This is a genomic window from Macrococcus sp. 19Msa1099 (genome assembly GCA_019357535.2).
GTDB classification, from domain to species: domain Bacteria; phylum Bacillota; class Bacilli; order Staphylococcales; family Staphylococcaceae; genus Macrococcoides; species Macrococcoides psychrotolerans.
In genome coordinates this window covers 127,053-152,239 of sequence record CP079956.2, presented here as the reverse complement: position 1 = coordinate 152,239, position 25,187 = coordinate 127,053, and the positions used below count along the sequence as shown (strand labels likewise).

Annotated in this window: 28 protein-coding genes and 2 pseudogenes; 4 read left to right on the top strand and 26 right to left on the bottom strand. The window is 30.4% G+C overall.

The genetic code is table 11. From position 1 onward, the window contains the following. A pseudogene (locus KYI10_12805) lies at positions 1 to 683 on the top strand (hypothetical protein). 787 nt (positions 684 to 1,470) lie between these two features. On the opposite strand, the gene KYI10_12800 reads toward KYI10_12805, so the two are convergent. The 8 genes from KYI10_12800 to KYI10_12765 all read right to left on the bottom strand — a co-directional run bounded on the left by KYI10_12800 (position 1,471) and on the right by KYI10_12765 (position 6,912). Then, entirely contained in the window at positions 1,471 to 2,445 is a 975-nt protein-coding gene (locus KYI10_12800) for a hypothetical protein (GenBank protein XBW67595.1), read from the bottom strand. Next, a complete protein-coding gene (locus KYI10_12795; GenBank protein ID XBW67594.1) occupies positions 2,445 to 2,873 on the bottom strand; it encodes a RusA family crossover junction endodeoxyribonuclease in 429 nt (142 codons plus the stop codon). The genes KYI10_12800 and KYI10_12795 overlap by 1 nt, the downstream gene beginning before the upstream one ends. A gap of 10 nt (positions 2,874 to 2,883) precedes the next feature. After that, positions 2,884 to 3,354 carry a hypothetical protein gene (locus tag KYI10_12790; GenBank protein XBW67593.1) on the bottom strand — a complete coding sequence of 157 codons (471 nt, stop codon included), beginning with the start codon at positions 3,352 to 3,354 and terminating at the stop codon, positions 2,884 to 2,886. Positions 3,355 to 3,802: 448 nt separating this feature from the next. Then, positions 3,803 to 4,003, bottom strand: coding sequence for a hypothetical protein (locus tag KYI10_12785; protein ID XBW67592.1), 201 nt, complete (start codon positions 4,001 to 4,003; stop codon positions 3,803 to 3,805). Between the two features lie 275 nt (positions 4,004 to 4,278). After that, positions 4,279 to 5,379 carry an IS30 family transposase gene (locus KYI10_12780; protein XBW67591.1) on the bottom strand — a complete coding sequence of 367 codons (1,101 nt, stop codon included), beginning with the start codon at positions 5,377 to 5,379 and terminating at the stop codon, positions 4,279 to 4,281. A gap of 164 nt (positions 5,380 to 5,543) precedes the next feature. Next, entirely contained in the window at positions 5,544 to 5,816 is a 273-nt protein-coding gene (locus tag KYI10_12775) for a hypothetical protein (protein XBW67590.1), read from the bottom strand. 14 nt (positions 5,817 to 5,830) lie between these two features. Beyond that, entirely contained in the window at positions 5,831 to 6,037 is a 207-nt protein-coding gene (locus KYI10_12770) for a hypothetical protein (GenBank protein XBW67589.1), read from the bottom strand. 191 nt (positions 6,038 to 6,228) lie between these two features. Further along, positions 6,229 to 6,912, bottom strand: a complete 684-nt coding sequence (locus KYI10_12765) for a hypothetical protein (GenBank protein XBW67588.1) — start codon at positions 6,910 to 6,912, stop codon at positions 6,229 to 6,231. Positions 6,913 to 7,130: 218 nt separating this feature from the next. Between KYI10_12765 and KYI10_12760 the strand changes: the two genes are divergently transcribed. Beyond that, the gene (locus tag KYI10_12760) at positions 7,131 to 7,271 is read left to right on the top strand and encodes a hypothetical protein (protein XBW67587.1); all 141 of its coding nucleotides are present in this window, start codon (positions 7,131 to 7,133) and stop codon (positions 7,269 to 7,271) included. 174 nt (positions 7,272 to 7,445) lie between these two features. Beyond that, positions 7,446 to 7,961 carry a hypothetical protein gene (locus KYI10_12755; GenBank protein XBW67597.1) on the top strand — a complete coding sequence of 172 codons (516 nt, stop codon included), beginning with the start codon at positions 7,446 to 7,448 and terminating at the stop codon, positions 7,959 to 7,961. Positions 7,962 to 8,375: 414 nt separating this feature from the next. Here the strand turns inward: KYI10_12755 and KYI10_12750 are convergent, their stop codons facing one another. The 12 genes and pseudogenes from KYI10_12750 to KYI10_11995 all read right to left on the bottom strand — a co-directional run bounded on the left by KYI10_12750 (position 8,376) and on the right by KYI10_11995 (position 17,940). Further along, positions 8,376 to 9,023: a hypothetical protein gene (locus KYI10_12750; protein ID XBW67586.1), complete on the bottom strand. Its 648-nt coding sequence runs from the start codon at positions 9,021 to 9,023 to the stop codon at positions 8,376 to 8,378. Positions 9,024 to 9,203: 180 nt separating this feature from the next. Then, positions 9,204 to 9,536, bottom strand: a complete 333-nt coding sequence (locus KYI10_12745) for a helix-turn-helix domain-containing protein (GenBank protein ID XBW67585.1) — start codon at positions 9,534 to 9,536, stop codon at positions 9,204 to 9,206. Beyond that, the gene (locus KYI10_12740) at positions 9,537 to 9,731 is read right to left on the bottom strand and encodes a DNA-binding protein (protein XBW67596.1); all 195 of its coding nucleotides are present in this window, start codon (positions 9,729 to 9,731) and stop codon (positions 9,537 to 9,539) included. A gap of 237 nt (positions 9,732 to 9,968) precedes the next feature. Next, positions 9,969 to 10,151 carry a hypothetical protein gene (locus tag KYI10_12735; protein ID XBW67584.1) on the bottom strand — a complete coding sequence of 61 codons (183 nt, stop codon included), beginning with the start codon at positions 10,149 to 10,151 and terminating at the stop codon, positions 9,969 to 9,971. Next, positions 10,148 to 10,408 (bottom strand): hypothetical protein, encoded by a 261-nt coding sequence (locus tag KYI10_12730; protein ID XBW67583.1) that lies wholly within the window; start codon positions 10,406 to 10,408, stop codon positions 10,148 to 10,150. The genes KYI10_12735 and KYI10_12730 overlap by 4 nt, the downstream gene beginning before the upstream one ends. Further along, positions 10,401 to 10,556: a hypothetical protein gene (locus KYI10_12725; protein XBW67582.1), complete on the bottom strand. Its 156-nt coding sequence runs from the start codon at positions 10,554 to 10,556 to the stop codon at positions 10,401 to 10,403. The genes KYI10_12730 and KYI10_12725 overlap by 8 nt, the downstream gene beginning before the upstream one ends. Positions 10,557 to 10,585: 29 nt before the next feature. Beyond that, complete coding sequence (locus KYI10_12720; protein ID XBW67581.1) at positions 10,586 to 11,641, bottom strand: hypothetical protein; 1,056 nt, start codon at positions 11,639 to 11,641, stop codon at positions 10,586 to 10,588. A gap of 349 nt (positions 11,642 to 11,990) precedes the next feature. Further along, positions 11,991 to 12,443, bottom strand: a complete 453-nt coding sequence (locus tag KYI10_12715; protein XBW67580.1) for a JAB domain-containing protein — start codon at positions 12,441 to 12,443, stop codon at positions 11,991 to 11,993. A 600-nt stretch (positions 12,444 to 13,043) separates the two neighbouring features. Beyond that, on the bottom strand, positions 13,044 to 13,667 hold the full coding sequence (locus KYI10_12710; protein ID XBW67579.1) for a hypothetical protein: 624 nt from the start codon (positions 13,665 to 13,667) through the stop codon (positions 13,044 to 13,046). Between the two features lie 938 nt (positions 13,668 to 14,605). Further along, positions 14,606 to 14,929 carry a hypothetical protein gene (locus tag KYI10_12705; GenBank protein ID XBW67578.1) on the bottom strand — a complete coding sequence of 108 codons (324 nt, stop codon included), beginning with the start codon at positions 14,927 to 14,929 and terminating at the stop codon, positions 14,606 to 14,608. Positions 14,930 to 15,247: 318 nt separating this feature from the next. Continuing rightward, positions 15,248 to 16,794, bottom strand: a pseudogene (locus KYI10_12000) (IS3 family transposase). Between the two features lie 117 nt (positions 16,795 to 16,911). After that, positions 16,912 to 17,940: a D-alanine--D-alanine ligase family protein gene (locus KYI10_11995; GenBank protein QYA34111.1), complete on the bottom strand. Its 1,029-nt coding sequence runs from the start codon at positions 17,938 to 17,940 to the stop codon at positions 16,912 to 16,914. Between the two features lie 222 nt (positions 17,941 to 18,162). On the opposite strand from KYI10_11995, the gene KYI10_11990 reads away from it, so the two are divergent. Then, positions 18,163 to 18,771, top strand: coding sequence for a recombinase family protein (locus KYI10_11990; GenBank protein ID QYA34110.1), 609 nt, complete (start codon positions 18,163 to 18,165; stop codon positions 18,769 to 18,771). A gap of 271 nt (positions 18,772 to 19,042) precedes the next feature. Here the strand turns inward: KYI10_11990 and KYI10_11985 are convergent, their stop codons facing one another. The 6 genes from KYI10_11985 to KYI10_11960 form a co-directional block, all read right to left on the bottom strand. Then, a complete protein-coding gene (locus KYI10_11985) occupies positions 19,043 to 19,459 on the bottom strand; it encodes a plasmid-related protein (protein QYA34109.1) in 417 nt (138 codons plus the stop codon). A 259-nt stretch (positions 19,460 to 19,718) separates the two neighbouring features. Then, positions 19,719 to 20,396 (bottom strand): hypothetical protein, encoded by a 678-nt coding sequence (locus KYI10_11980; protein ID QYA34108.1) that lies wholly within the window; start codon positions 20,394 to 20,396, stop codon positions 19,719 to 19,721. Continuing rightward, positions 20,375 to 20,617 (bottom strand): Mov34/MPN/PAD-1 family protein, encoded by a 243-nt coding sequence (locus KYI10_11975; GenBank protein QYA34118.2) that lies wholly within the window; start codon positions 20,615 to 20,617, stop codon positions 20,375 to 20,377. Before KYI10_11975 ends, KYI10_11980 begins: the two co-directional genes overlap by 22 nt. A gap of 105 nt (positions 20,618 to 20,722) precedes the next feature. Beyond that, positions 20,723 to 21,823, bottom strand: coding sequence for an IS30 family transposase (locus KYI10_11970; GenBank protein QYA34107.1), 1,101 nt, complete (start codon positions 21,821 to 21,823; stop codon positions 20,723 to 20,725). A 280-nt stretch (positions 21,824 to 22,103) separates the two neighbouring features. Continuing rightward, entirely contained in the window at positions 22,104 to 23,783 is a 1,680-nt protein-coding gene (locus KYI10_11965; protein ID QYA34106.1) for a ThiF family adenylyltransferase, read from the bottom strand. After that, complete coding sequence (locus KYI10_11960) at positions 23,776 to 24,747, bottom strand: CBASS cGAMP synthase (GenBank protein QYA34105.1); 972 nt, start codon at positions 24,745 to 24,747, stop codon at positions 23,776 to 23,778. The genes KYI10_11965 and KYI10_11960 overlap by 8 nt, the downstream gene beginning before the upstream one ends. Positions 24,748 to 25,187: the final 440 nt, after the last annotated feature.

The following is a 25,187-nucleotide window of genomic DNA, read 5'->3' as shown; positions in this document are numbered from 1 at the left end:
GGGCAAGTATGATACTTGAAGAGATGAGAGATGCTAAAGGAAGCCTTAATAAGAGCAAAGAAGTTAATATAAAGGCGCTAAAAAAGATAAATGACGTAGTAAAGAAATATAACATCCCTGTACCGCTTCTAGAGCAGTTTATTGAAGAATACGAAACTGAGGATGTCATAGGTCAAGAAGCGGCTGACACGCTCTTAAATGAGCTTAAACAGGGGGATAGTATGTATTTATCATCTTTTAGAGGATATAGGCAAGCATGTGAAGAAGACGACGAAGTATATGAGTACTATAGCGATGTTGTAGATGACTTTTTAGATTTCGGTCTTACGAATTACGGGGAAGCCCTCCAGGAAGTACTACCAGAAAGCACAGAGAAGAGGGTTGGTAGACCAGATGGAGAAGCATTGCTAGACGTATTAGTACCAATTAAATCTTCAGGTTTAGAGTACTTTCAATCAAAAAACCGCAACTCTCATGGTTATTATTACAACAGCCAGTACGCTAAAGAGTTAGCATACGTGCGTAGAGCTTTGCTAGAGGATCGAGAGTATATAGGTACTAGAAACGCATTCAATCGCTTAACGTCAGCATTTGAACAACTCTCAGACTATATGTATGAACGATATCATCAACTAGGCGGAACGCCTGTAAATTATCACGGACATGATGACAGAAAGAAATAAGGTTTAAACTAACCCACAATAACACCATATAATAAAATAAGCAACAAAGCAAAAATATTTAAATAAAATTAACTTAATAAGAACAAACGTACAAGCAGTCTGCTTTCAGGCTGCTTTTTTGATGTGTGGAAATATTTTAACGAACAGCTAATAAAATAACAAATAATAACAATTAGTTATTTTATAATAAATATATTTATAGATCTTAAAGTAAAAATAAATATCAATTATTGAAAATTATATAAAAATTAAAACATAAATCTTCAATAATAAATATATGCAGAATGCATAGAAGTAAAATAAAAAACACAGTCTCAAAAATGGAACCAATAAAAGAACCAACACAGGAGGTAGTCCCAAAAATGAGACCATAGGCGCCAAGCCTATGGGCTAATAGCCCATAGGCTTGGCGCCTATGGTCTCATTTTTGGGACTACCTCCTGTGTTGGTTCTTTTATTGGTTCCATTTTTGAGACTGTGTTTTTTATTTTACTTCTATGCATTCTGCATATATTTATTATTGAAGATTTATGTTTTAATTTTTATATAATTTTCAATAATTGATATTTATTTTTACTTTAAGATCTATAAATATATTTATTATAAAATAACTAATTGTTATTATTTGTTATTTTATTAGCTGTTCGTTAAAATATTTCCACACATCAAAAAAGCAGCCTGAAAGCAGACTGCTTGTACGTTTGTTCTTATTAAGTTAATTTTATTTAAATATTTTTGCTTTGTTGCTTATTTTATTATATGGTGTTATTGTGGGTTAGTTTAAACCTTATTTCTTTCTGTCATCATGTCCGTGATAATTTACAGGCGTTCCGCCTAGTTGATGATATCGTTCATACATATAGTCTGAGAGTTGTTCAAATGCTGACGTTAAGCGATTGAATGCGTTTCTAGTACCTATATACTCTCGATCCTCTAGCAAAGCTCTACGCACGTATGCTAACTCTTTAGCGTACTGGCTGTTGTAATAATAACCATGAGAGTTGCGGTTTTTTGATTGAAAGTACTCTAAACCTGAAGATTTAATTGGTACTAATACGTCTAGCAATGCTTCTCCATCTGGTCTACCAACCCTCTTCTCTGTGCTTTCTGGTAGTACTTCCTGGAGGGCTTCCCCGTAATTCGTAAGACCGAAATCTAAAAAGTCATCTACAACATCGCTATAGTACTCATATACTTCGTCGTCTTCTTCACATGCTTGCCTATATCCTCTAAAAGATGATAAATACATACTATCCCCCTGTTTAAGCTCATTTAAGAGCGTGTCAGCCGCTTCTTGACCTATGACATCCTCAGTTTCGTATTCTTCAATAAACTGCTCTAGAAGCGGTACAGGGATGTTATATTTCTTTACTACGTCATTTATCTTTTTTAGCGCCTTTATATTAACTTCTTTGCTCTTATTAAGGCTTCCTTTAGCATCTCTCATCTCTTCAAGTATCATACTTGCCCCTTTAGTCTCTATTTCCGTTTCTGCTATTTCTTTAAGTCTCTCATATACAGCCTGAATATTATACTTAACATTCTCATAGCTCGTAGTCGTATCTTCTCTGCTTCTGAGATCCTTTTCTATATCTGAGGCTATCTTTTTAGTTACATTCCTTAATTTACGATACTCAGATCTGTAAACAGACATATATTCATGTCGTTCTTCTAAACCCTTTAAATAGCTATCAAGTAATGGTTTCGCCTGTTCCATCATCTTCTCTATCTTCTGGAACTTCTCTAGATTTGTCGTTGCCATCAGTCTACCCCCTTTAGAATTATCTCTGTTCTTGGATTATCTAGCACTTGGAACTTTGCAGATTGTATCATCGTTATTCTACTGTCTTTTATCTTTAAACCTTTGAATATGCTATCTAGGATGGATTTTATTAAGTTGTCTAAATCAGGTGCAGTAGTTCGCATAATATTATTAATACGCTTTTGCCCTTTAGGTACTTTCAAATAAAAATATAGTTCCGCTTTTACACCAAGTTTAGCTGACATCACATTATAAAAGTCTTCGTTGTATGCCCCTGCTTCTTCTAACATCTTTTTAACAGCATCCATGTAATCAATATAGCTCTGCTGATAATAAGTGATGGTCTTCTTGTTCTTTGGATCATACCTAAATGAAGGTCGTGGGGTAGGTACTGGTTGTAAGTTTACTGTAAACTTCCATTCTGACATTTAACCCACCTCATTTACCTAAATGGTTTAGTTTACTCTTTAAATTATCGATATCAGTCTTGTTGTTATCATCTGTCGCTTCCTGCTTTACCGCACCATCTGTAATTTCTTTCATCCCCATAGAATTTAGGTGTTTATTTACAGTTTCTCTTTGCTCCGCTATCGCAGCTTCATGTTTTTCTTCCTTAGTCATTTTCTCTTCAGGGGGCAATGTCTGGTACTCATTAAACAGCTCTATTAACGTGTTAAGCTCTGATAAAGTAAAAACTTCTGCTAGTGCATCAAAGTAAGTCCTATCCTCAGCAACTTCTTTTAATTTATCAATATTTCTATAAATTGTTGATTTACCTTTATTTAATTTTTCTTGTATAACTTTTCTACTTTTAATATTAGCTGCACCAATATTGATAAACCATTCAAAGATCATCTCACTTTTCATTTTAGAAATACTTAATTTTTTTTGTGTTTTTGTATTAGCCATATAAATCACTCCTAATAATTATTATTTAAAATATCTCAATAATAGAGCGTATACTCTTGTACATTCTTGTATACGTATACAGTTGTACACTAATGTATACTTGTTGGTTTTAAGCAATATTAAACATTATTTACTTATTATTTTAATAGATGATTAAAATATATTTATTTATATATAATCAATGACTATTATTTAATCTAAACCTTTAAAATTTCATTAAATGCATTTTTAATATAATAGGTTTTCCCACAAATAGAACTGTAATAATTTATGATTTAATTATAACGTATTAGTCCCATATTTGAAACTATAAAAATCGTATTATTTATTGGCTTTATTTGTAAATTATTATTGTGTTTTATATTTTAAATATATTTAATATTTAATTTTATTTAACTTCTTATATATATAAATTAAAAGGCACTGAATTATATCAGTGCCTTTTAATTTATGCTACATTATATTCTTGATGTGTTTCGTTGACTTCTGCTGGATAATCTATAGAGATATGAAAATAAGTATTAGCGCCTAATAATGTCTCTACTATATATTCTTCTCTTCTGACTTCTTCAAACTGTGTTGCCAACTGTTTAACCTTTTCTGTATCAACTTCTCTATCTACGGTAGTTACATGGATTGAACTTCCCATTGAATAACTTTCAGATCTTACTTTTACTTTGCGGTTGCGGTTGCTGTAACCTAAATCCTTTAATTGCTTTCTTAACATTTTTCCTTTTTCTGCTACTGTGTGTGTAATTCATTTTAATTCTCTACTTATCTTTAAGATACTTAAATTATATATAATACATTTATCGTTGCAAAGTATTTTACTTAAATTTATTTAAGTATTTATATTTATTTGTTAATTTTTTGTTTTTTTATATATTCGAAAATTTCAATTGCAAGTTAGCCACTACATCCAAATTAATAGAGATAGTAGCTTAATGGTTCACTTAATAATCCTTCGGATTTTAGTGACTTCAGAAACAGGTATTTAGGTGTTTCATAATCTAGAATTTTTCTGGGATAATTGTTCATCCAGTTTTGGATACGATAAATTATCTCATCAGATACTGATTCCATACTGATTCCTTTAGGGATTATCCGTCTAATGAATTTATGATGGTTTTCTTTAGTACCTCGTTCCCATGATGAATAAGGGTGCGTAAAGTATATTTCAGTGTCAGGTAGTGTCTCCGTAAGGTCACTGAACTCTGATCCGTTATCAGAAGTAATAGACTTGAATATTCGTGAAAATGAATTATCTAATTGATCTTTTAATTGACTTAATGCTAATGTGACAGCATCATTATTTTTACTTTTAATAGGAACGATGATTTCATATCGTGTCTGTCTTTCAACAAGTGTAAGTAACGCTCTTTCGTTTTTAAGTTTAGAACCAATAACAGTATCAATTTCCCAATGACCAAAGACATCTCTAGAATTGATTTCGTGACTTCTATCTTCGATAGATTTTCCTAATACTTTTTTATTTTTTCGACTAGGTCTTCTATTTGTAATTGGTTTTCGTGATATCTTCTCTATAAGGTCGATATTAGAGGTCTTCATAATTCCTCTTTCAATCCAGTTATATAGTGTTGAAACACAAGGAATAATAGAATCACAAAAAATATTATTCTTTTTAGCATAGGCTATTACAACATCGGGAGACCATTTTTTATTCAACATCATCTTATCAGCCCAATCAATAAAAGCATGAGATAACTGATGTTTTGGTGTCCTGCAAGAATTCATACGATTTGTTTCATATTTAAGTTGAGCAACATCAGGGAAATAGCATTCATAATCATAAAAATATTCTTTACTATTAGAAACTATGCGCTTAATTTGTTTAACAGTTCCTCTATTGATCTCATTGTTAATCGTTTGAGGTGCTCTATTCAAAATTTTAGCAATAGCACGATTTGAATAATTTTCACTCTTCAAAATCTGAATTTGATGTCTTTCAAATTCAGTTAAGTGTTTTCCTTTAATATGATTAGTGGTACCATTTAGATGAGTCATTTGCATTCATTCCTTATTGTTTGTTGTGGTAACTACAATATTAACATGGATGCACATGGCTCATTTTTTATTTTTTTAAAGCACACCGTAGGTGGCTAACTTGATTATAGAATTTCCCTTTTTTATATATTTATATGTTTTTATTATTTGTACACTCTTGTATACTAAATAGTTCTATACATCATGTTTAAGACCGCTCTATATACTTCTAGTGTACTATTATTTACTTCTTTATTTTTAACTATATTTTCTAAAAGACTAATTGTTTCTTCCCATGCCTTTGCTTTTCTATATAATTCTTTATTTTGTGTTACCACATTGATCATGCATTCAGCTTTTCTTAAAAGCTGCTCCTTCTTTTCTAGTTTCTCATACTCTTCTGCTCTTGCTTTAAAATGATTAGCAATTTCTAATACTATATCATTACATTCATTCATAAAATCACCTTCTATTATTTTATTTCAAAATATTTAAATAAATATTCTGTATGCCTGTTATCGAAATACTTTTTCAAAAAGGTTTTACGTTCAGATATATCTTCTATATTTAAAGATTTATTAATTATCTCATCATATTCTGTAAATCCGCTTCTACAGTTTTTCATAATTACTTCCAGCTTCTTATTGATAATAATCTGTTTATCAGGATAACTTCTCATTTTCTAATAGATATAGTTCTTGACCTTGTCTTACAATATCATCTAGTAAATACCAAAAATCTTTTCCATTATTATATATTATCTTTCTCAGAGTCACCGCATCCTTTTCTATATTGTATACTTCTATACACTCTTGTATACTCTTGTACACTATTATATTTTATAAAAGACATCTAAAAAATAGATGCCTTTTATACATAGATTTCTATACCATCATTTTTTATCTTTACTACACTCACTTCATTTTCAGCTTCATCAATAAATACTGAGATATAACTTTTTATATTTTCATCAAATACTCCTATAGCGACCGCTTCATCTGGTGCATCAGATTTACAATGTGTTTCTGTAACAAATTCTAACGTACCATTTTCTAGTTCCACTTCTTCTTCAATTTCAAAATTCCAATGATCTGATAGCCTTGCTGAACCGTGCAGCTTTACCCCAACCGATACCATTAGAATTATATCAAGATGGGGAGTGGGGCATTTACTAAAATCTTTACCTTCAAAGTATCTACTATATATATCTTTGAATTCGTCTATGCGTTCTCTACTAATGTAAAGCAGCTCTCTTTTTGGCTTCTTTCTTCTATACTTATCTTCCTCATCTATATATTTAAGTAAATCATAATGAGTTGTTATACTTTTTGTATCAACGATCGTTGCTTCATCTATATTCATTCCAAGTCGTTCAATAGAATAGAAGCTCCCTTGTATATCTATTCTTTCGAGTACATCTTCTCTCTCATCTTCATCTATAATATCTAACTGCTCCATATAATCTTCCATATCCTCATATAAATCTACATAAAGGTTATCATTTTTAATATACTTCACTGCTTCCTGGCGAATAGCTTCGTACTTATTAATCATATTCAGTCACTCCCAATAATTAGATATTAATTTACCTCTAATCTCATTATACTATCATATATGATAGTATTCATAGAATATATATTTTAAATTAATTATTTCTATTATTTGTACACTGTTGTATACATTTGTACACTTTTTTTAGAAAGTTAAAGAAAAAAGGTTTATACATGCCATTCGGCATTTTATGATTAATTATAGATAAGGAGGTGAACAAAGTGAATAGAGAGGAACGGAGAGAGTCAAAGTTAGACAAAAAAGTAGAGCGATGGAAAGAGATTACAGAAATCATCAAAAACATTCTAATAATCCTCACATCGCTCGTAGCACTAATCAAAGTATTGTTCGGGTGGGACTAACCCTCCGAAATCCATTATATAAAAGGAGTGATAATAATGACAGAAAGAAATAAGAATATATTTCAAATAGTATCTAACTTATGCATATCTTTTATTCTAATATTAATTATGTATTTACTACTGACTCATTAATTTTATAACTTACTACTTTATATCCTCTCTATTCACTAATATATGAAAGATACAATCAATACATTAATAAATAGCGATATATCCGCATATCAAATATCTAAAGGTACAGGTGTAGCTGCTTCAGGTATTCAACGCATTCGATCTGGAGAACGTAAAATCGAAAACCTAACTCTCGAAAATGCTGAAAAGCTCTATCAGTATCAACAGCAGTTAGAAACAACAAGTGGTGCAATATTAACAGATGACCAATTGCAATCAATCGAACTGAAAGTAAAAGATATGAAAAATGTCAGATTTAATAACAAACATGATGACAGTATCGAACTAATATTTAATAGTGATATATTTATAGTAACTATTCTATTTTCTAAATCATCTACACAAGTAAAAGCATATGCGTTAATTCATAATAAAAAATTTGGTGAAGAAATTACATCCATCAATAGTATCAAAAAACTTTACGATACATTACATCAATACCTAGCATACTTTAATTCCGATAAAAATATATGTGATACTGTGTCATTTATAAATTCACTTTCAAAGACTACAGTATAAAAAGAAGCATACTTTTAATATTAAATATGCTTCTTTTATTAGTACCACTTCAGATTTACTCTATCATTTGTATACTGTTGTACACCTTTATACACTGTTGTATACTCTTGTACACTAATATAATCATAAAAAATATATGAACTATTATTAGCTCTTTTCTTTTTATAATCTATTCTCTATTAAAAATAAAGGCATGCTCTCAGTATCCAAGAGCATGCCTTTAAATTAATCTCTATATTTTTCTTTTCTCGTATTATAAATCATCACTGCTGAATTCACTAACGTAATTAGAATCAAAGCCTTAAGCAAAAAACTATCTATATCAATTATATTAGAAGCGGCTAAAAATATTATAATTAATAGAATTATATTAATTATATCTTGTAAAAAATATTTTTTTTTCATATGTAAACCTTAGTCCTTCCAAATACCAAATGAGTATGTAAACCACTTATTTACATCCATATATATTTTACTCTTAGGATGTGCATCTGAATAACTACTCAAATCATGTGAAAGTAATTCTGCATATCCTGCTGCTGGTATTCCCACTACTGCCACTCCAGGTACAATTGATGCTAAGGCTGTTTTAAGTGCTGCGCTTTGCCATTGAGATGCTTGATATTTTGCTGCTGTTGCAGTTCTGAATATATGTTTTACACCCCACCAATATTTTCTGACTTCATGTGCTGGTCTTGCTGCACTATATGTAACAACTGATTTTTGTTTTTCAACTCGTTCCTTTGTCGCACTATTAATATTTTCACTATGAATACTGACTTGTTCATTTGAAAATTTAATTTGTTCTCGAATTGCTGAAATGGTTGTTTTATCAGCAACATCATAGATACCCTCATCTAAAACATACTGATTTCCAGAGACTTTAACATATTGATCATACTTCTGTAATTGAGCAGGAGTGACTTGTTTAATATCTTGTTCCGTAGAGACATTCTGAACAGAAGTCGAATTTGCAGAAACTTCTGCAACAAATGGTGTGAATGAACAGAATAACATGGTACTCGCAACTAGAATTGTAGTAACTTTAGCATTCTTTTTCATAAATATCTCCTCTTTCTCTTGTTTATATAATGAAGATTATCTCAATATATAAATTAATATTAATTTTTTTGTAATTATATTGCAATTTTTTACTTATATAATATGGAAATTTGACTTGTTGTATTTTGTACACTCTTGTATACAATTTAATAAAAGACCTCAGCATTTCACCGCTTCAGTCTATAGCTCTTCTATGTAGCTCTTAAGTATTCTATAGTTCTCTTTATTCTCTGTATTCATGAATATTACGATAGATCGTTCGTCTGTCGGTTTTCTTTTTCTACTCACATACCCCTTAATTTCTAAGCTCTTTAGTATCGGGGACAGTCTCTGATGACTCATATGCAACAAACCACAAAGCTCTAATGCAGTAAGTCCATCAGTCTCAATTTCTTCTAGCATATATAAGATACCTAATGCCTCTATAGCAACATCTAGCTCATCTCTTAATGGTTTTCTCATCTTTCTTACCAGGATTTCTGCTTCTGCCAGATCCTTAATGTTCATCATCATCTATCCTTTCTCTATATCCGCTTCATTATCCAGGTAAAGCTGATAAAGAAGCTCCATATTTTTTAAAGTCATATTATCCAGTGTTCTCTTCTCTTTTCTAAGATATGTAATCGTCGTCTGACTGATACCTGTATGCTTTGATATATAGTACCCTGTAAGGTTTGATTTCAGTAATCTCTGTACTGCGTGTCTCATCTCTTTAGACTTATGTGTATTATCCATATCTACTGATAGCAGCTTGTATTACTGGCTATCCTTTGCCCCTCTCTTATTCCTATCATAAAATATACTATAATTTATTATACTATATTTTATGACACTATAACCACAAAAAATAGGGGCTCCAGTTTTCTAGAGTCCCTATACGTTCCGATAGCATATCTTTCCACACATTTACACACATCATATATCACACATATTCAATAGGCTTTACTACTCTTCTTTCTGAGCATATCCTTCTGTCATTGACTGTTTCATTTCAGGCATGATTAACTTCTCTTCAGTTACCTTATATTCACCTGTCTGCTCTAAATGTTTCTGCTCTGTCTTTTTATCCGCTTCCTTTCTACCTGTAATCAACATCTCTTCTCTCTCCTTATATCTGATATTCATCATGCTTCATCCTCTCTTTTAACTGTCTGCATATCCTTACCTTTTAATCTATGCTTAGCTCTCTCTTCCTTGCTGACTGCGTACTGTTCTATCTCTTCTCTTAAGAACAGCTTTGTACTTCCAGTGTCATAGAATACAGGGATATAGCCTTTCAGTACTGCATTTGAGAACGTCCCTTTACTCTGCTTTGTAATCTTCACTGCTTCATCTCTATTGATGAGATTTTCTTTCAGATACTGCTTTAATTCTGACTTATCCATCTCTATTCCCCTCTCTCTTCTCTGTGTCCTTCTGAGCGAATGATAAACGCTTCATACCTACAGAATGTCCTAAACGTCTTACCTGCTCTGTATCAGCTTTATTTGTCCGTATAATCTGTATCGCTCTTTCTATATCTATTAGACTCATATATGGATCGCCGATAAATTTCTTTCGTACTATTTACCCTGTTTCAACTGGTTATATCTTTCTTTAAGCTGTTTCATCTTCTCTGTGTATTTGTCATTATCCTTATGCTTCAGTAAATATAATTCATACTCAAAATAATCTGTCAGCTTCCCTACTGCTTCATCCTTCTTTCTACCATTAAAGCTCACGTGGTCGCTGTATGAACCATATAGCTTATGTCTTACCTTAAGATTTATAAGCCGCTTCACGCTGCTTCTTCTTTCAATCAGCGCCTTTATAACGTTGCGCTCTACATAAGCCATATTATCAACGAATAACCCTGCTTCTTCTATTTCTCCACTAGCCGCTTCTGGTTTATATTTTACCAGTTTATATAGCCTGTCAAAGTCTGTTGCTTTTGCACGGATATATGTTTCTTTATCCGACGATATAACGAAATTTTTTACAAGCACTGGTTTTACAGGACATTCCGATTTTTCAAAAAGTACAGATGTACTTAAAAATGTATCTCGCTTATTCTCTATATCCTGTACCTTTCTGAATAACCTCAACTTTTCTCTATTCACCTTAAATACAGTTGAGCGCTTTTGAAATACATGCTCTACACCTATAACCTTGCCTACAACAAGTCGATGGCTTCCATCTGTTTCCTGGTAGTAATACGTCCTCCCATGTTCATCAATATACTTTATAAAGTAGAAGCTATTAAAGCTTGACGGTTGTTCTTCATACAGTCTTCTAATCTCAGATATATTCATATCATGCCACTTCTCGAATAACCTTGAAAATCTTTCTTTTTGAAAGGTAGGCGTGTAATCACTGTCAAAAAACCTTCCGTTCAAATGATAGTGCCAACTTATACCGTTACACTTATTTTCAAGCCTTGCATAATCATGTATATCTTTCATAGGTACTATTCGTATCTCTGTATCTTCTCCAACTTCCTCATAACAGTACCTAAACTCTTTTTTGGGATACTTTACCGCTTCAAGCTTTTTACTATCTATCTCTTCCTGTGTCATCCCTTTTTCTATAAGGTATCCATCTATCGAACTGAAACGTTTCAACTGTTCTGTAAGATACATATCAATGCTCCTCTCTGCTTCAGTATGCTAGCCGCTTCTATCCTTTAACGTTCTGTTTCATACCTAGAACGCTTCATTGTTCGTTCTAAGGGTTGCTACAGTCCTTTATACGATATTCCTCAAATCTGAAAGGGTTATCTGTCTTCTATGTTCCTGTATCCTCTTTCATTTGTACACCCTTGTATACTATTATTGGGGGTACTTTTTACAGTATCATCTGGCGGAGGTTGGCGTGTGTTGTCGTCTGTGTAAGTCTTTGAGTGGTTTTCTCAAAGGCTGTAACTAGACGACAACACACGTCAGACGGAGCCGCCGAAAATTTTTTAGGGGGCAAATTCCCCCCCTGTCATTAAACTAACCCTTTACTCTTAAGGCTTGTCGCATCATCATCAGTTACGATTAAGGCATCCAACATCCCGATACCAAGCATATCCCCGATTTTGTCTACTCTTCTTGCCATTTCAACATCCTGTATGCTTTCATCTGCATAGCCACTCGGGTGGTTATGAATGACTATGAAAGCTGTGCAACTGTTCTCTATCAGTGGCTTGAATATCTCTCTTGGGTGTACAAGTGAGGCATCTACCGTACCGACATGCGCCACATAGGCAATCATGACCTCATTCTTAGTGTTGACACCTAGCACTAGCAACTTTTCTCTGTCGCAGTACCCGATTTCTTCTCTTGCGAAGTCGATAACGTTGTCCTTACAGTTAAGCTTTATACGTTCCTGTTTTGTCTTTCTGTAATACGTCTTGTTCTCTGTGATTTTGTAGATGTACTTTTCGTCAAATTTTTTCATGTTCCTTACGCTCCTTTGAATTGTGTGTGTTGTGTGTGTTGAGCCTGGAAGATTAGGCTCTGTATAGTGTTGATATGCTATCCCCCTTTCAACTTACCTTTATTATATGACATTATGTTAATCATGTCAACAGAATGCACTCACTTTTTTAGCCGATTTCTACTATTTTTTAGGAGACTTGTCCCGAAGCAAAAAATGCCTGTAATCGTTCATAGGACTGCGAAGCTAAGTCCGCAATGACGATTACGTGCATTTTTTGTTGATGGGTGCAGTCGATTAAAAAATCGTTGAAATCGGCTAAACTTATATCTATTTTCTTTTGAAGCGGTTTTCAGACGTATTCTACTGAAGCAAGACATTTTAAGGGTGCGTATCACTTTTCTACTGAAGCGGGGGAGTGGGACGATGTGATATAAGGACGAAGATTGTTTACTATAGGTTGAATCATAAAATAACACCCGTATCCTATATCTCTACAGCTACGGGTGTTACTCGTTTTACATCGGGATATTCTTATAGAATTTTGACACTTTCATTATAGTATATTTATTATTGCAGTGGATCGCTTTCTTATATCGGTACAGCTTACTAATCTGCTTCTTAGAAACAAGCTGATAGCCCGCCCAAAGAAAAGAATTCAATTAATGCTTGTTGTACATCTTCTGGAAATGTTCTTGCGGATATTGAAACTGCTTTCTTTAGAGCGTTCGTTCTTGATAATCCTAGATTTCTTTGGTGTTGATAAGCCGTAGTAATCATCTTTGTCATCTTTGTCATCCCGCCAACTGCTTTAGCAGCTTTCTTAACTTTCAATATTTTAGTCCATGGAATCGCATTGCTTACCACAGCAACCCCTACAGCACTAATACAAGCTCCCCAGTCTAAGGTTCTCACGGTACTTTTATTAGATGGAGCAGTTGATTTTAATACAAGAGAGCCATTTTGATTCACAAAAACATGATTAGCAAATTCACTAGTTTTATTTTCATTCAACCATTTAACACCTGCATCTATACCTTGATCAGCGATAGATTGAGGCATTTTTTCAATCAAACTTAAAAACGGTGTCACTTCCTTTTCAAAATTACGAGCTTCTTGTTGTACTTGTTCTGTACTTACTGTATTAGCTAACGCAGTTGATTGATCAAAATATTGAGAAATTGGAGTTACTAACAATGCTAATGCTGTTACTTTAATCGTCAATTTACTAATCTTTTTATCCATAATGGCATCTCCTATTATTTGTATTTTATACAAAAAAATGATAACATGCTATGGAAAATGATACAAGATAAGAAGGTGTCTTATGTATAAAAAAGGAAACATTGTTTTTTTTATAATTATTTTAATACTTATAATCGTAACTCTTAATGGATTGTTTAATGATGGTGCTCAATCTCAGATGATAATAAATATTATTAGTCTCATATCCATATTATTACTAGCCATTTTTACTTATTTTTTTAACAACAAAAAAACCAAAAAATAATATCACCAAAATTATTTCTAGGTGCAAAAAGGTAGCTGATATCGGCTTTTACTTGGTATAGGGAACCTGTAGGGATAACTTTTATGATACCGCTTCTAGCAGGTCATATATACCTATATTCTCTCTGTAAGGTATTTGGGATGCTGCTTTACATTTCTATTACGCATGTGTTCCTGGTGCTTTGCATTGACAGAGCTTATTTTGAGCGGTAATGTTCCATACTGCGCCATAACTACTAACAGGAAGTACAGCTTAGCTTCAAATCTATGTATATGACAGATCGCTCATCTTCATGAAGCAATTCAGAAATATAATGAGCTTAAGGAGATTGTAACGTTCTAGTACGCCGCTTCATATATCTTCTTATAATGGATCATCCTTGTTCCTGGAAGCATCTTCTTATGACATGCTGTAATATCATAGAATAGATGCGCTCATTCACCTGTGAGTCTGATGTTACATATCATATGTTAAGTGTTAGATGTTAGGTGTTAAATGCCGCATATTAGATTGTAAATTTATAGGTTGGATCATAAAATAACACCCGTATCCTGTATCTCTACAGCTACGGGTGTTAATCGTTTTATACCGGGGGTGTTTCTGTGCAATTTTGACACTTTCATTATAGCAGATCGCTTCAGGTGATATTGAATTTAGAGAGAATCTCTACCAATCATACTCCTTCGAATAACAATTCAGATGATGAATCCATAGAAAGCTCTTTCCATATTATTTCCTTAAATTCACTAATAATTTTATATTTTCCTCCATCGATGTTATTCATAAAAATATATTTTATAATATTAATCAAATCTAAACTAGAAAAATTACAGGTTCCTGCTACAAAAAAATTTTTATTAAAAATTACGAGTATATCATGGATCTCTAGCACATACTCGTCGAAAAGATAATATCTATTCTGATGATTTTCACTTTTGAAAATAAATGTAGCTACAGGTCCGGGTCCCGCCCATTCTTCAGTAACGAAATATTTCATTCTATCTCCTTTTTCTTCTATTTGCTTTCTTCTTTCTGTACTTGTTTTTAGGATGAAAAACTATTATATTTTTAAAATTCCAGACATAATAAAGTGTCTGGAATTTTCTATCTTTTAAATATTTTTTATATATTTACTCCCGTTAAGTAGATAAACACTTTCATCTTCATAATATGGTATTATAGCAAACTCATTATCTATATATACTTTCAAGTTTTTAAAATATGGCTTACTATTTTCATGGTTCAAAATAAAAATGCCTGAAAAAATATAATTATGAACATCACCCTGTCAAGTAGACACTTAAAAAAATAAAACTTAGTTACTCGGCTGCGCTTGTATTAGCGCAGCCATTTTTAATGAAATACGATCGCCATTAAAAAATTTAATATACTTTCTAATCTCTTTTTTAGCTTGATCAAAATCCTCAAAAATATATTTTTTACTTTTAAAAATCTCCGATTTTAATAAACCCCAAAACCCTTCCATTGGACCATTGTCTATGCATCTGCTAACTCTAGACATACTTTGTATCATTTTAGCTTCTTTCAGTTTTTTATTAAAATTTCTACTTGTGTACTGAAACCCTCTATCACTGTGAAAAATAATACCTTCAGTCTCATTTTCTTTTTTAGCTTTATTAAATGTATTAAAAACTAATGGATTATCATTTCTTCGTGAAACTTCATAACTCACAATCTTTTTAGAACCTAAATCATAGATTGCACTAAGGTATACTTTTTTGCCGTTTCTTAATTTGAACTCTGTCACATCTGTTAACCATACTTTATTTGGCTCGTTTTGTTGAAAATCTCTATTTAACACATTTAAAGCAGTTGTTTCTGGAGTACTACGGATGTATTTTTTCTTTTTCTGGCGGATCAAAGCTTTAATATTATATTTTTGAGTGATTCGTTGTACTTTTTTATGGTTAACCTGATATTCAGTAAATAGTCTTAAATAGATATAAATTCTTCTGTAACCGTAAGTACCACCAGACATGTTGTATATTCGAAGAATTTCATTCTTTAAATTTTCATTTTCAATTTCAGTGCTTGGAATTATTCTATTTAACCATTTGTAATAACTTGATCTTGAAATACCTAGAGCGTCACATATCCATTTAATAGGATATCTTTCTTTTAGTTCAGTTACAGTTTTATATGATGCTAATTGTTTAACTTTTGATTCATCAACTGCCTTTCGATTTGTTTTCTCTTTTTTAAAGCTTCATTCTCTAGTTCTAGAAATTGATTTCTTGATTCTAATGCTTTTAATTTCAATTGTTCCTCAGTACTCAATGTTTCTGTAGGTTTTCCTTTTCCACGTCCATCTATAAGTCCTGTTTCACCATGTTCATTATATTTTTTCACCTAGCTATAAACCTGAGAATATTTCACTTTGAAATTCTCAGCAGTACTTTTGTAATCAAATTCGTTACTTATACAATAATTTACGATTTCAATACGCTCTTCTAAAGTAGTTTTTCTAGCTTTCATATTATATACCTCCGGTTTTGGAGAATAAGTTTTATTCTCTTTTCCTTCAGTATACTTTATTACCCACTTACGTATAGTTTCATGAGATGGAATGTTATATTCTGCTGCTAATGTTTGAAATGATTTGCCCTTTTGAATATACTCATTAATAACACTTTTTTTAAATTCTGAGGTATATGAATGATTATTTTTTCTTGATTTAAGAGAGTAAATACCATGTTCTAAGTATCTTCTATATTCAGCTGCGAGTGTAACTTTATTAATATCCAAACCAAACTTATTTATGACACTGCTAAATGAATTTCCGTCTTCATACAAATCGAAGATTTGTTGATATTTATCAAGTGTAATTTTCTTTTTTCTCAAATTAAAAACTCCCTATAAAGTTTTCACTTTTTAAGTGTCTACTTTATAGGGAGCATATCAGTATTTTAATTTAATAAGGAAGGGAAAAATCATTTCTTTTGATTCTTCCCTTCCTTATTATTTATTTTTAAATTCTTCTATTGCAAGTGAAATCAAACGATCTACCAAATCATCGTAACTTATACCAACAGCATTAAATAGTTTAGGATACATACTGATATTTGTAAAACCAGGTATTGTATTTATTTCATTGAAAACTATTTTTTCCTTATCAACAAAAAAGTCTACTCTTGATAATCCTTTGCAATCTAGTTTTTTGTATATAGATAATGAATAATTAGCTATAGTAGATTTAATTAATGGATCTATTTTAGCAGGGATTTCTAGTACCGCACCATTTTCATCAATATATTTATTTTCATAACTATAGAAATCTTGATCTTTAGTCTCTATTTTCCCAATTTCAGAAACAATAGGATTATCGTTTCCCAATACTCCACATTCTAATTCGTATCCTGATATTTTTTCTTCTACAATAACCTTATTGTCATACTTAAATGCTTCCTCCAATCCATTGGTATATTCTGATTCATTAGTCACTTGACTGATACCTACTGATGATCCTTGTCGAGATGGTTTCACAAAAAATGGAACGCCTAGTTTATCAACTATCTCTTCATAACTTACATAACTCTCATGTTTTTTTATTGTAAGAGACTTAGCTACTTTAATTCCCAATGATTGAACAATTATTTTAGTAAATTCTTTATCAATACATATTGCAGAAGTTGATGATGAACTACCTACATATGGAATATTTAATGTTTCTAAAATACTTTGAAGCTTTCCATCTTCTCCGAAAGCTCCATGGATAATTGGGAACACTACACATTCTTCTTCATTATTTTCACCAATTAAATATAGATTTTCTTTTTTGGAAATCGAAAGATCTAATTTTTTACCTTCTACTAGCAATTTTAATTCATCATAAGTAATAGGAATAACTTCTTCACTTTTACTTATATACATTATAGATAAGTTATATTTATCTTGATTAAGCGAATCTGAAATATTCTTAGCAGATTTTAAAGATACTTCGTGTTCACTCGAATTTCCTCCACATAATACTATTACTTTCTTTTTCATTAAAATAACTCCTTTCATAAAATTCAATGTTATTTTTATAATAACTAAGTTAGTACTTAATTTAATAATCTCATTATGTTCTAAGATGATTATACCATATTGAAGTGTCTTCATCTCTTATTATTGTATTTTATAAGTACACTTAAAATATACAATCCAAAATTCATGATTTATGGTATTATGAGTGTACATTATAAGTGTATAGTACTGGGAGTTTAAAAAATGAAAATTGGATATGCAAGAGTTTCATCTAGTAGCCAAAATATGGATAGACAGATTGAAATATTAAAAAAGAATGGTTGCGAAAAAATATTTACAGAAAAAGTAAGTGGCAAAAATATTAAAGATCGACCAGTTTTTAATGAAGCATTAAATTATAGTAGAGAAAAGGATATATTTATTGTTGAAAGTTTGGATCGTTTAGGAAGAAACTATAATGAAGTAATTGAAACAATCAATACTCTGAAAAAGAAAGATGTTCAACTTATTATTACTAGCTTACCAATCATGCAGGAGATTATTGGTAATGAATTAATGGATAGATTTGTTAAAGATTTAATTATTCAAATACTAGCAATGATTAGTGAACAGGAACGTGCAGAAAGTAAAAGAAGGCAAGCACAAGGTATAGCATTAGCAAAAAAACGTGGTGCTTTTAAAGGTAAACCACTAATTTACTCTCCCACTTCTCGTGACCTACAAAAACGTACAATATATTTTAAAATTGTTGATGAATTAAAAGAGGGATTACCTATTAGTCAAATTGCTAAAAGAAACGATGTGACAAGAACTACAGTTTATAGAATTAAAAAATCTATAATAGAAAATTAGATTAAGGTCTATCTTGCTTATATTTTTATTTCTGTTAATTATCTATATTTTGATTACTCTTAAACATTTTATTTAAAAAGAAAAACTTATTGATGTATATCTACATCAATAAGTTTTATATCATTTTAGTAATTACCCAGGCGGCGTATCTGGGATCTCTTTTAACTCTCAAAGAGAGCGCGTGGGGAACCTTTCCCACCTTAAATACTAAAATTCTCTATTTAGTTTATTATATTCATTATAATAGACATATACATTATTATCAAGTATTTTAATCAAACTCTTGAATCCTACCCGAATTAAGTCTTTTAGTGATTTTATGTTCAGCATTATCCAATTCATAAATACTAGATATAATTACTCCAGCATCCTCTTTACTGGTTATGGCTATTAGAATAACATTGTCTAATCTTTTATATATTTCTATACTATTATCATGTTTTGGATTTACACCTATATAATCAGGATTTAATATTGAATTGCTTATTTCTGTTTTATAAATTTCCCAAATACCATCATGTCTTCTTTTTATATGTTTGACCAATCCAGGCGTAAGATACACATCCTCATTAAAGAATTGTATCCCTGTATAGTGAAATACTTTTTCAACATCTAATTTTGCAATAACTATTCTCTCTGATGAACTTTCATCAAAGTCCTCTATTTCCATAAATTTATCCTCTATCATATAATTTTATCAATTATTATATCACACATAGGCATTCTATTCATATAGTATGCCAATAATGACTTTTTCTTTGTATATATAAGTCGAATAAGTAGGTAACTAAGGTCACTAAAGCCCTTTTCTAATAGGACAGAAAAGGGCTTTGATGAATCTATACTAAAAATATTCATTAAATATATTCTAGCATATTGTGTTAGCATTATCGACTTACGTTAATCAATATTTATTCTAATGGATCATAAATATTAAATCAAATCCTTCAAGTTCCAGAAGATTTCTTTAAATTGATTATACCTTTGTTAGGACTCACACCCCTATTATTAAAATAACTCCCACGTACCGTACCATCTTCAGTATTAAAATAAAGACGATTATATCCGTAGTGACTAGTGCTTTCAATATCTATATCTTCACTCTGATTGTAATAAGCAAATTCAAATATGGCTACATTATTTTCATACTTTTCTAATGCAGCCATACGACTTTTTGAGGTTGATGGCGTATTTGGGAAATTACATATAAAAGATATATTATTGAAATCCTGTTTAACTGTTAAATTCATTTCGATAGTAGGTTTCTTCTCATTGGTTTTAGGATCAATATAACTTGATTTTAAACTTCCATAATAATAACCTTCGATTGAGGGAATTTTGAAATACATAACAATTATTTTCCATTTCCATAAATATTTATCGAAAAGGTAATATAGAAACCAAAATACTATTATAGGAGTAAAAGAAAAATCAAAAATCCCAAAATTAACTAATAAGTTAATATTTTCATTAAAATTTGGTGGGAATTTCATGAATTTTAGAAATTTGATTATATAATCTATTAATGGACTTATACAAACAGATATTATATAAGATATTAAAGTTAAAAATATAACTCCTAATTCGTACTGTTTCTGAAGTTCTAATTTAGAATATTTATGCAAGTAATCACTTCTTTTCTATTCACTATAGTTACTGTGACTTCTTTATCTAATCCTATAATCATCATAATTGTATATGGAAACAAAGAACTTTCTTTTTCTTTTGTCAAACTAACTATAGTTTTATAATCTTTTACACTTGGCCACGCTCTCATTTTAGGATGGCTATGCCATTCTCCCAAGTAATTAAGATAACCACATGATTCCTTCCAAACTTCGTTTATAAGTTGTTGAGCTATTTTACTATTTCTTTCATATGAATTATGAAATTTATTTTCACTTATTATTCTTTCGAAAATTTCAATTGCAAGTTAGCCACTACATCCAAATTAATAGAGATAGTAGCTTAATGGTTCACTTAATAATCCTTCGGATTTTAGTGACTTCAGAAACAGGTATTTAGGTGTTTCATAATCTAGAATTTTTCTGGGATAATTGTTCATCCAGTTTTGGATACGATAAATTATCTCATCAGATACTGATTCCATACTGATTCCTTTAGGGATTATCCGTCTAATGAATTTATGATGGTTTTCTTTAGTACCTCGTTCCCATGATGAATAAGGGTGCGTAAAGTATATTTCAGTGTCAGGTAGTGTCTCCGTAAGGTCACTGAACTCTGATCCGTTATCAGAAGTAATAGACTTGAATATTCGTGAAAATGAATTATCTAATTGATCTTTTAATTGACTTAATGCTAATGTGACAGCATCATTATTTTTACTTTTAATAGGAACGATGATTTCATATCGTGTCTGTCTTTCAACAAGTGTAAGTAACGCTCTTTCGTTTTTAAGTTTAGAACCAATAACAGTATCAATTTCCCAATGACCAAAGACATCTCTAGAATTGATTTCGTGACTTCTATCTTCGATAGATTTTCCTAATACTTTTTTATTTTTTCGACTAGGTCTTCTATTTGTAATTGGTTTTCGTGATATCTTCTCTATAAGGTCGATATTAGAGGTCTTCATAATTCCTCTTTCAATCCAGTTATATAGTGTTGAAACACAAGGAATAATAGAATCACAAAAAATATTATTCTTTTTAGCATAGGCTATTACAACATCGGGAGACCATTTTTTATTCAACATCATCTTATCAGCCCAATCAATAAAAGCATGAGATAACTGATGTTTTGGTGTCCTGCAAGAATTCATACGATTTGTTTCATATTTAAGTTGAGCAACATCAGGGAAATAGCATTCATAATCATAAAAATATTCTTTACTATTAGAAACTATGCGCTTAATTTGTTTAACAGTTCCTCTATTGATCTCATTGTTAATCGTTTGAGGTGCTCTATTCAAAATTTTAGCAATAGCACGATTTGAATAATTTTCACTCTTCAAAATCTGAATTTGATGTCTTTCAAATTCAGTTAAGTGTTTTCCTTTAATATGATTAGTGGTACCATTTAGATGAGTCATTTGCATTCATTCCTTATTGTTTGTTGTGGTAACTACAATATTAACATGGATGCACATGGCTCATTTTTTATTTTTTTAAAGCACACCGTAGGTGGCTAACTTGATTATAGAATTTCCCCTTATTATTCTTTCTATTTTATCAATATATATTTTTTTGGAATCGGATATTTTTCTCCCAAAAATAATACCACCGACTTCGAATAATAAAGACTGAGAGTACTCTATATTAAGTTCTTCAAAGATATTTTTCCTAATATAAACTTCATAAGGAAATTTATTATTATTCGTCAAATCTAGTAACAAATAGTTCCCTATTATTTTTTGCTGTCCATTGTTGTTTGATTTCAATATTTTTTCCTCTAGCTTCCTTCATATTTCCAAAATACGTGATATGGTAATTCCCCTTTTTTTCTAAATATCTATTATTCATTAATAAGTCTACACATTTATTTATAAATAACTGCACTTCAAAGCCAGAATAAGGCATAAATCTACTTTGACACCCAGCCTCAGATTTAGAATACTGGTGTACATTTTGTACAACTGATAATTTTATATTTCTTTCCTTGTCAAAAATATATGATTTTGAAAGTTCATTAAGCTCACCATTAAAAATTAAAATATGACCCGCAACCAAATAAGGTTCAATCCAGACTATAATTAGTGGTGTGTGCAACTTCTTTTTTTCATACATTTGTATTAGTTGTTCCTCAACATTTTCATCTCCTACAACACAAATTAGAAAATCATACTTTTCTGATAACAAATGCTTCTCTTTACCTAAGAATTCATTCAATATATTTGTATATATAGCTTTAGTGTTTATATGTGGATAGTAATTATTGATTACTTTTGCAACCTCATTGGATTTAAACTTGTTCAGACTTCTCAGTCCACATAGATGTCTGCCGATATTATCAACTTCTAAAATATCGTTATCTTGAAGTATTATATTCTCAATATCAAAAGTATCACATATACTTTTACTCAAGAAACTCCCCAAAGAACCACAACCTATAATATAAAAACTTAGTTTTCGGTTGCTATGACCATCACCACTTCTAAAAATCAGTTTATTTTGCGACAAATCATTAATCTTCATATTTACCAACAATTTACTATTATTGATTTTCAATATACTTTTATAAGATGATTTCTTAACAATTTTTCCTTTAGGAAAATATAGTTTTTCTATTTTAAAACATAAGATCGTAGGGATGTTAATTCCTTCTTGATAAACTCCTAATGTTATAGTAGATAGACCTTTAATTAATTTCTCTGCAAAAAAATTAAAATGCTTATTATTTTCTAAGACATTGATTAAATCTGCAAATTTAGTTATTGGTGAAGATAAATTGCTATTTTCAACAGGAATATAAAGCACAGATTCTTTTATTTTATAGTCTTTTATTCCTAAATTACTCACTAACATCCCTAATGAATCAATACTATAATTAGTATCATAGAGTATTCTTAACTTTTCTTTGTTATCCTTATCTTTGAATCCCTCTAAAGATTTTAATAATTTAGGTGTCTTATAATCTTCACTAAGAAAATAGTTTACTTGATTAGAAGTCAGGAAAGGATAGATATCTGAAAACTCATATTTATATTGATTTTCAACTTCTCTTTCTACAGATTTCTCCAAAATATCCACTGCTCTTTGTAATGTTTCTTTTGCTTCTTCTAAATAATTCTTATAATTATGTCTATCAGAATTAACTTCATAAAGACATAAATAATTTCCTGTTAATGTATGAGGAATATAGAAATCAAAATCACTAAAATTAATTATTTTAATTTTTAAAAACTCAAAAGGGTAATATTCAGGAATCACAATACTAAGTTTAAAATTATTATTTTTAATATTGATGTTCCATGATATTTTATCGTCTTCTATTTTAACTATATAGCCCAATTTTAAAAAGTAACTATATAACTCATGTATCTTATCATGCATAATGTCTATTTTTTAAACCGATTTTTTCTGGTACATCAGTTTGTGTTAAAATATTAATATTTTTAACATCAGAATCCCCTATAGGAAATTTAGACCCAAATATTTCCGATAAAATATCAGTAGACATTTTTTCATTTTCAGAAATATAAATACTTTCATGTAGTAAATCTTTAAATTCCTTCAATTCTTTTAAAATTTCTTGTTCATCTTGAAAGCTGTATTTCTCCAATAAATCCTCTTCTAGAGGTCTTATTGGCTTTCTACATGAAAAATTGTCTTCCAATCTATCATATATATTCGTTAATACTTTAAAAAGAACATCTGGATCATTATCAGCTTTTTCATAACATTCAACAACAAGTATCGAAATTGCCATCCCTGGTAAATTAATATTTTTATTTTTAGACCATTTTTTTATATACTTTACAATTCTCCTAACAACCTTATCATCAGAAATTTTAACATTATTATTAAACCAATCTCTAAAGGCTTTCGGATCACTAATAATCCAACCATTAATTTTATGAGCCAAATAAGCAACTTCATCATTTTGTTTATCTAAACCTATAATATATATAGGTAAATCGATGTGATAATTATCTTGATAATCAACTCTGACACAAGTATCTTTATCAATGATACAATTTGTATGCCCTGATACATAAGATAATATTTGTTTGTGAACTTCTATGGTACTTGGCCAATATATTTGTTCAGTATCATAATCTTTTAGATATATTCCACTATCTAAGTCAAAATCTTCACCATCTTCTGGTAATAGTGCTGTATGCATAGCATAAGAGCCTTGAGTTAAATGTTCTGGTTTTTTGTGACCATCGTTTAAAAAACCACCATTAATTTTTTCTCTTAAAGTATTTCTTCCTCTTCTAATTTTGTGTTTGTATGATTCGCTAATAGTAATATTCTCATTAAATTCTAAAAATATATTTTGTAAGTATGACATTTTCTTCCCCCAAACGCTCAAATACTTTTATCACAAATAATTTGTTAAATAAAATACATATTATTATTATATCATGACTATAATAATTGAAGAAATTTAGTCTATTTCTATATTTTAGACTTACTTTCTTCTAAGTCCTGAATGATGACTTTTCCCCCCACATCTTGTCAGTGAAAATTTTTCGCATCCATAATTTTCAAGACTGTCATTCTGAAGATCCAGTTTAAGTAACCTATTTTGAAACTCTTGCATATTCAATTTTCATTCCTTCTTATCTCTTTTTTCAATGTACTACATCTTAATTCAGTACATGTTATCAAACATAGATTAAAACATGAGTTGTTATACATAAATATGAAGGTAATTTGATTGCAATGTTTATAAAAAAAGAGTGTACAGAAAGTAATGAGTTTATGTACAATTTATGTAGACTAAATAAA

What these genes read in the sequence shown, in the direction of transcription:
- KYI10_12775 (XBW67590.1), bottom strand. Translation starts at nt 5,816, where the DNA reads ATGAATGAATGTAATGATATAGTATTAGAAATTGCTAATCATTTTAAA.
- KYI10_11965 (QYA34106.1), bottom strand. Translation starts at nt 23,783, where the DNA reads ATGCATGATAAGATACATGAGTTATATAGTTACTTTTTAAAATTGGGC.
- KYI10_11990 (QYA34110.1), top strand. Translation starts at nt 18,163, where the DNA reads ATGAAAATTGGATATGCAAGAGTTTCATCTAGTAGCCAAAATATGGAT.
- KYI10_12725 (XBW67582.1), bottom strand. Translation starts at nt 10,556, where the DNA reads ATGAGTCTAATAGATATAGAAAGAGCGATACAGATTATACGGACAAAT.
- KYI10_11985 (QYA34109.1), bottom strand. Translation starts at nt 19,459, where the DNA reads ATGATAGAGGATAAATTTATGGAAATAGAGGACTTTGATGAAAGTTCA.
- KYI10_12750 (XBW67586.1), bottom strand. Translation starts at nt 9,023, where the DNA reads ATGAAAAAGAATGCTAAAGTTACTACAATTCTAGTTGCGAGTACCATG.
- KYI10_12730 (XBW67583.1), bottom strand. Translation starts at nt 10,408, where the DNA reads ATGGATAAGTCAGAATTAAAGCAGTATCTGAAAGAAAATCTCATCAAT.
- KYI10_12765 (XBW67588.1), bottom strand. Translation starts at nt 6,912, where the DNA reads ATGATTAATAAGTACGAAGCTATTCGCCAGGAAGCAGTGAAGTATATT.
- KYI10_12735 (XBW67584.1), bottom strand. Translation starts at nt 10,151, where the DNA reads ATGATGAATATCAGATATAAGGAGAGAGAAGAGATGTTGATTACAGGT.
- KYI10_12790 (XBW67593.1), bottom strand. Translation starts at nt 3,354, where the DNA reads ATGGCTAATACAAAAACACAAAAAAAATTAAGTATTTCTAAAATGAAA.
- KYI10_12795 (XBW67594.1), bottom strand. Translation starts at nt 2,873, where the DNA reads ATGTCAGAATGGAAGTTTACAGTAAACTTACAACCAGTACCTACCCCA.
- KYI10_12770 (XBW67589.1), bottom strand. Translation starts at nt 6,037, where the DNA reads ATGAGAAGTTATCCTGATAAACAGATTATTATCAATAAGAAGCTGGAA.
- KYI10_12785 (XBW67592.1), bottom strand. Translation starts at nt 4,003, where the DNA reads ATGGGAAGTTCAATCCATGTAACTACCGTAGATAGAGAAGTTGATACA.
- KYI10_11995 (QYA34111.1), bottom strand. Translation starts at nt 17,940, where the DNA reads ATGAAAAAGAAAGTAATAGTATTATGTGGAGGAAATTCGAGTGAACAC.
- KYI10_12710 (XBW67579.1), bottom strand. Translation starts at nt 13,667, where the DNA reads ATGGATAAAAAGATTAGTAAATTGACGATTAAAGTAACAGCATTAGCA.
- KYI10_12705 (XBW67578.1), bottom strand. Translation starts at nt 14,929, where the DNA reads ATGAAATATTTCGTTACTGAAGAATGGGCGGGACCCGGACCTGTAGCT.
- KYI10_11960 (QYA34105.1), bottom strand. Translation starts at nt 24,747, where the DNA reads ATGTCATACTTACAAAATATATTTTTAGAATTTAATGAGAATATTACT.
- KYI10_12720 (XBW67581.1), bottom strand. Translation starts at nt 11,641, where the DNA reads ATGTATCTTACAGAACAGTTGAAACGTTTCAGTTCGATAGATGGATAC.
- KYI10_12780 (XBW67591.1), bottom strand. Translation starts at nt 5,379, where the DNA reads ATGACTCATCTAAATGGTACCACTAATCATATTAAAGGAAAACACTTA.
- KYI10_12800 (XBW67595.1), bottom strand. Translation starts at nt 2,445, where the DNA reads ATGGCAACGACAAATCTAGAGAAGTTCCAGAAGATAGAGAAGATGATG.
- KYI10_12740 (XBW67596.1), bottom strand. Translation starts at nt 9,731, where the DNA reads ATGAGACACGCAGTACAGAGATTACTGAAATCAAACCTTACAGGGTAC.
- KYI10_12745 (XBW67585.1), bottom strand. Translation starts at nt 9,536, where the DNA reads ATGATGATGAACATTAAGGATCTGGCAGAAGCAGAAATCCTGGTAAGA.
- KYI10_12755 (XBW67597.1), top strand. Translation starts at nt 7,446, where the DNA reads ATGAAAGATACAATCAATACATTAATAAATAGCGATATATCCGCATAT.
- KYI10_12715 (XBW67580.1), bottom strand. Translation starts at nt 12,443, where the DNA reads ATGAAAAAATTTGACGAAAAGTACATCTACAAAATCACAGAGAACAAG.
- KYI10_11970 (QYA34107.1), bottom strand. Translation starts at nt 21,823, where the DNA reads ATGACTCATCTAAATGGTACCACTAATCATATTAAAGGAAAACACTTA.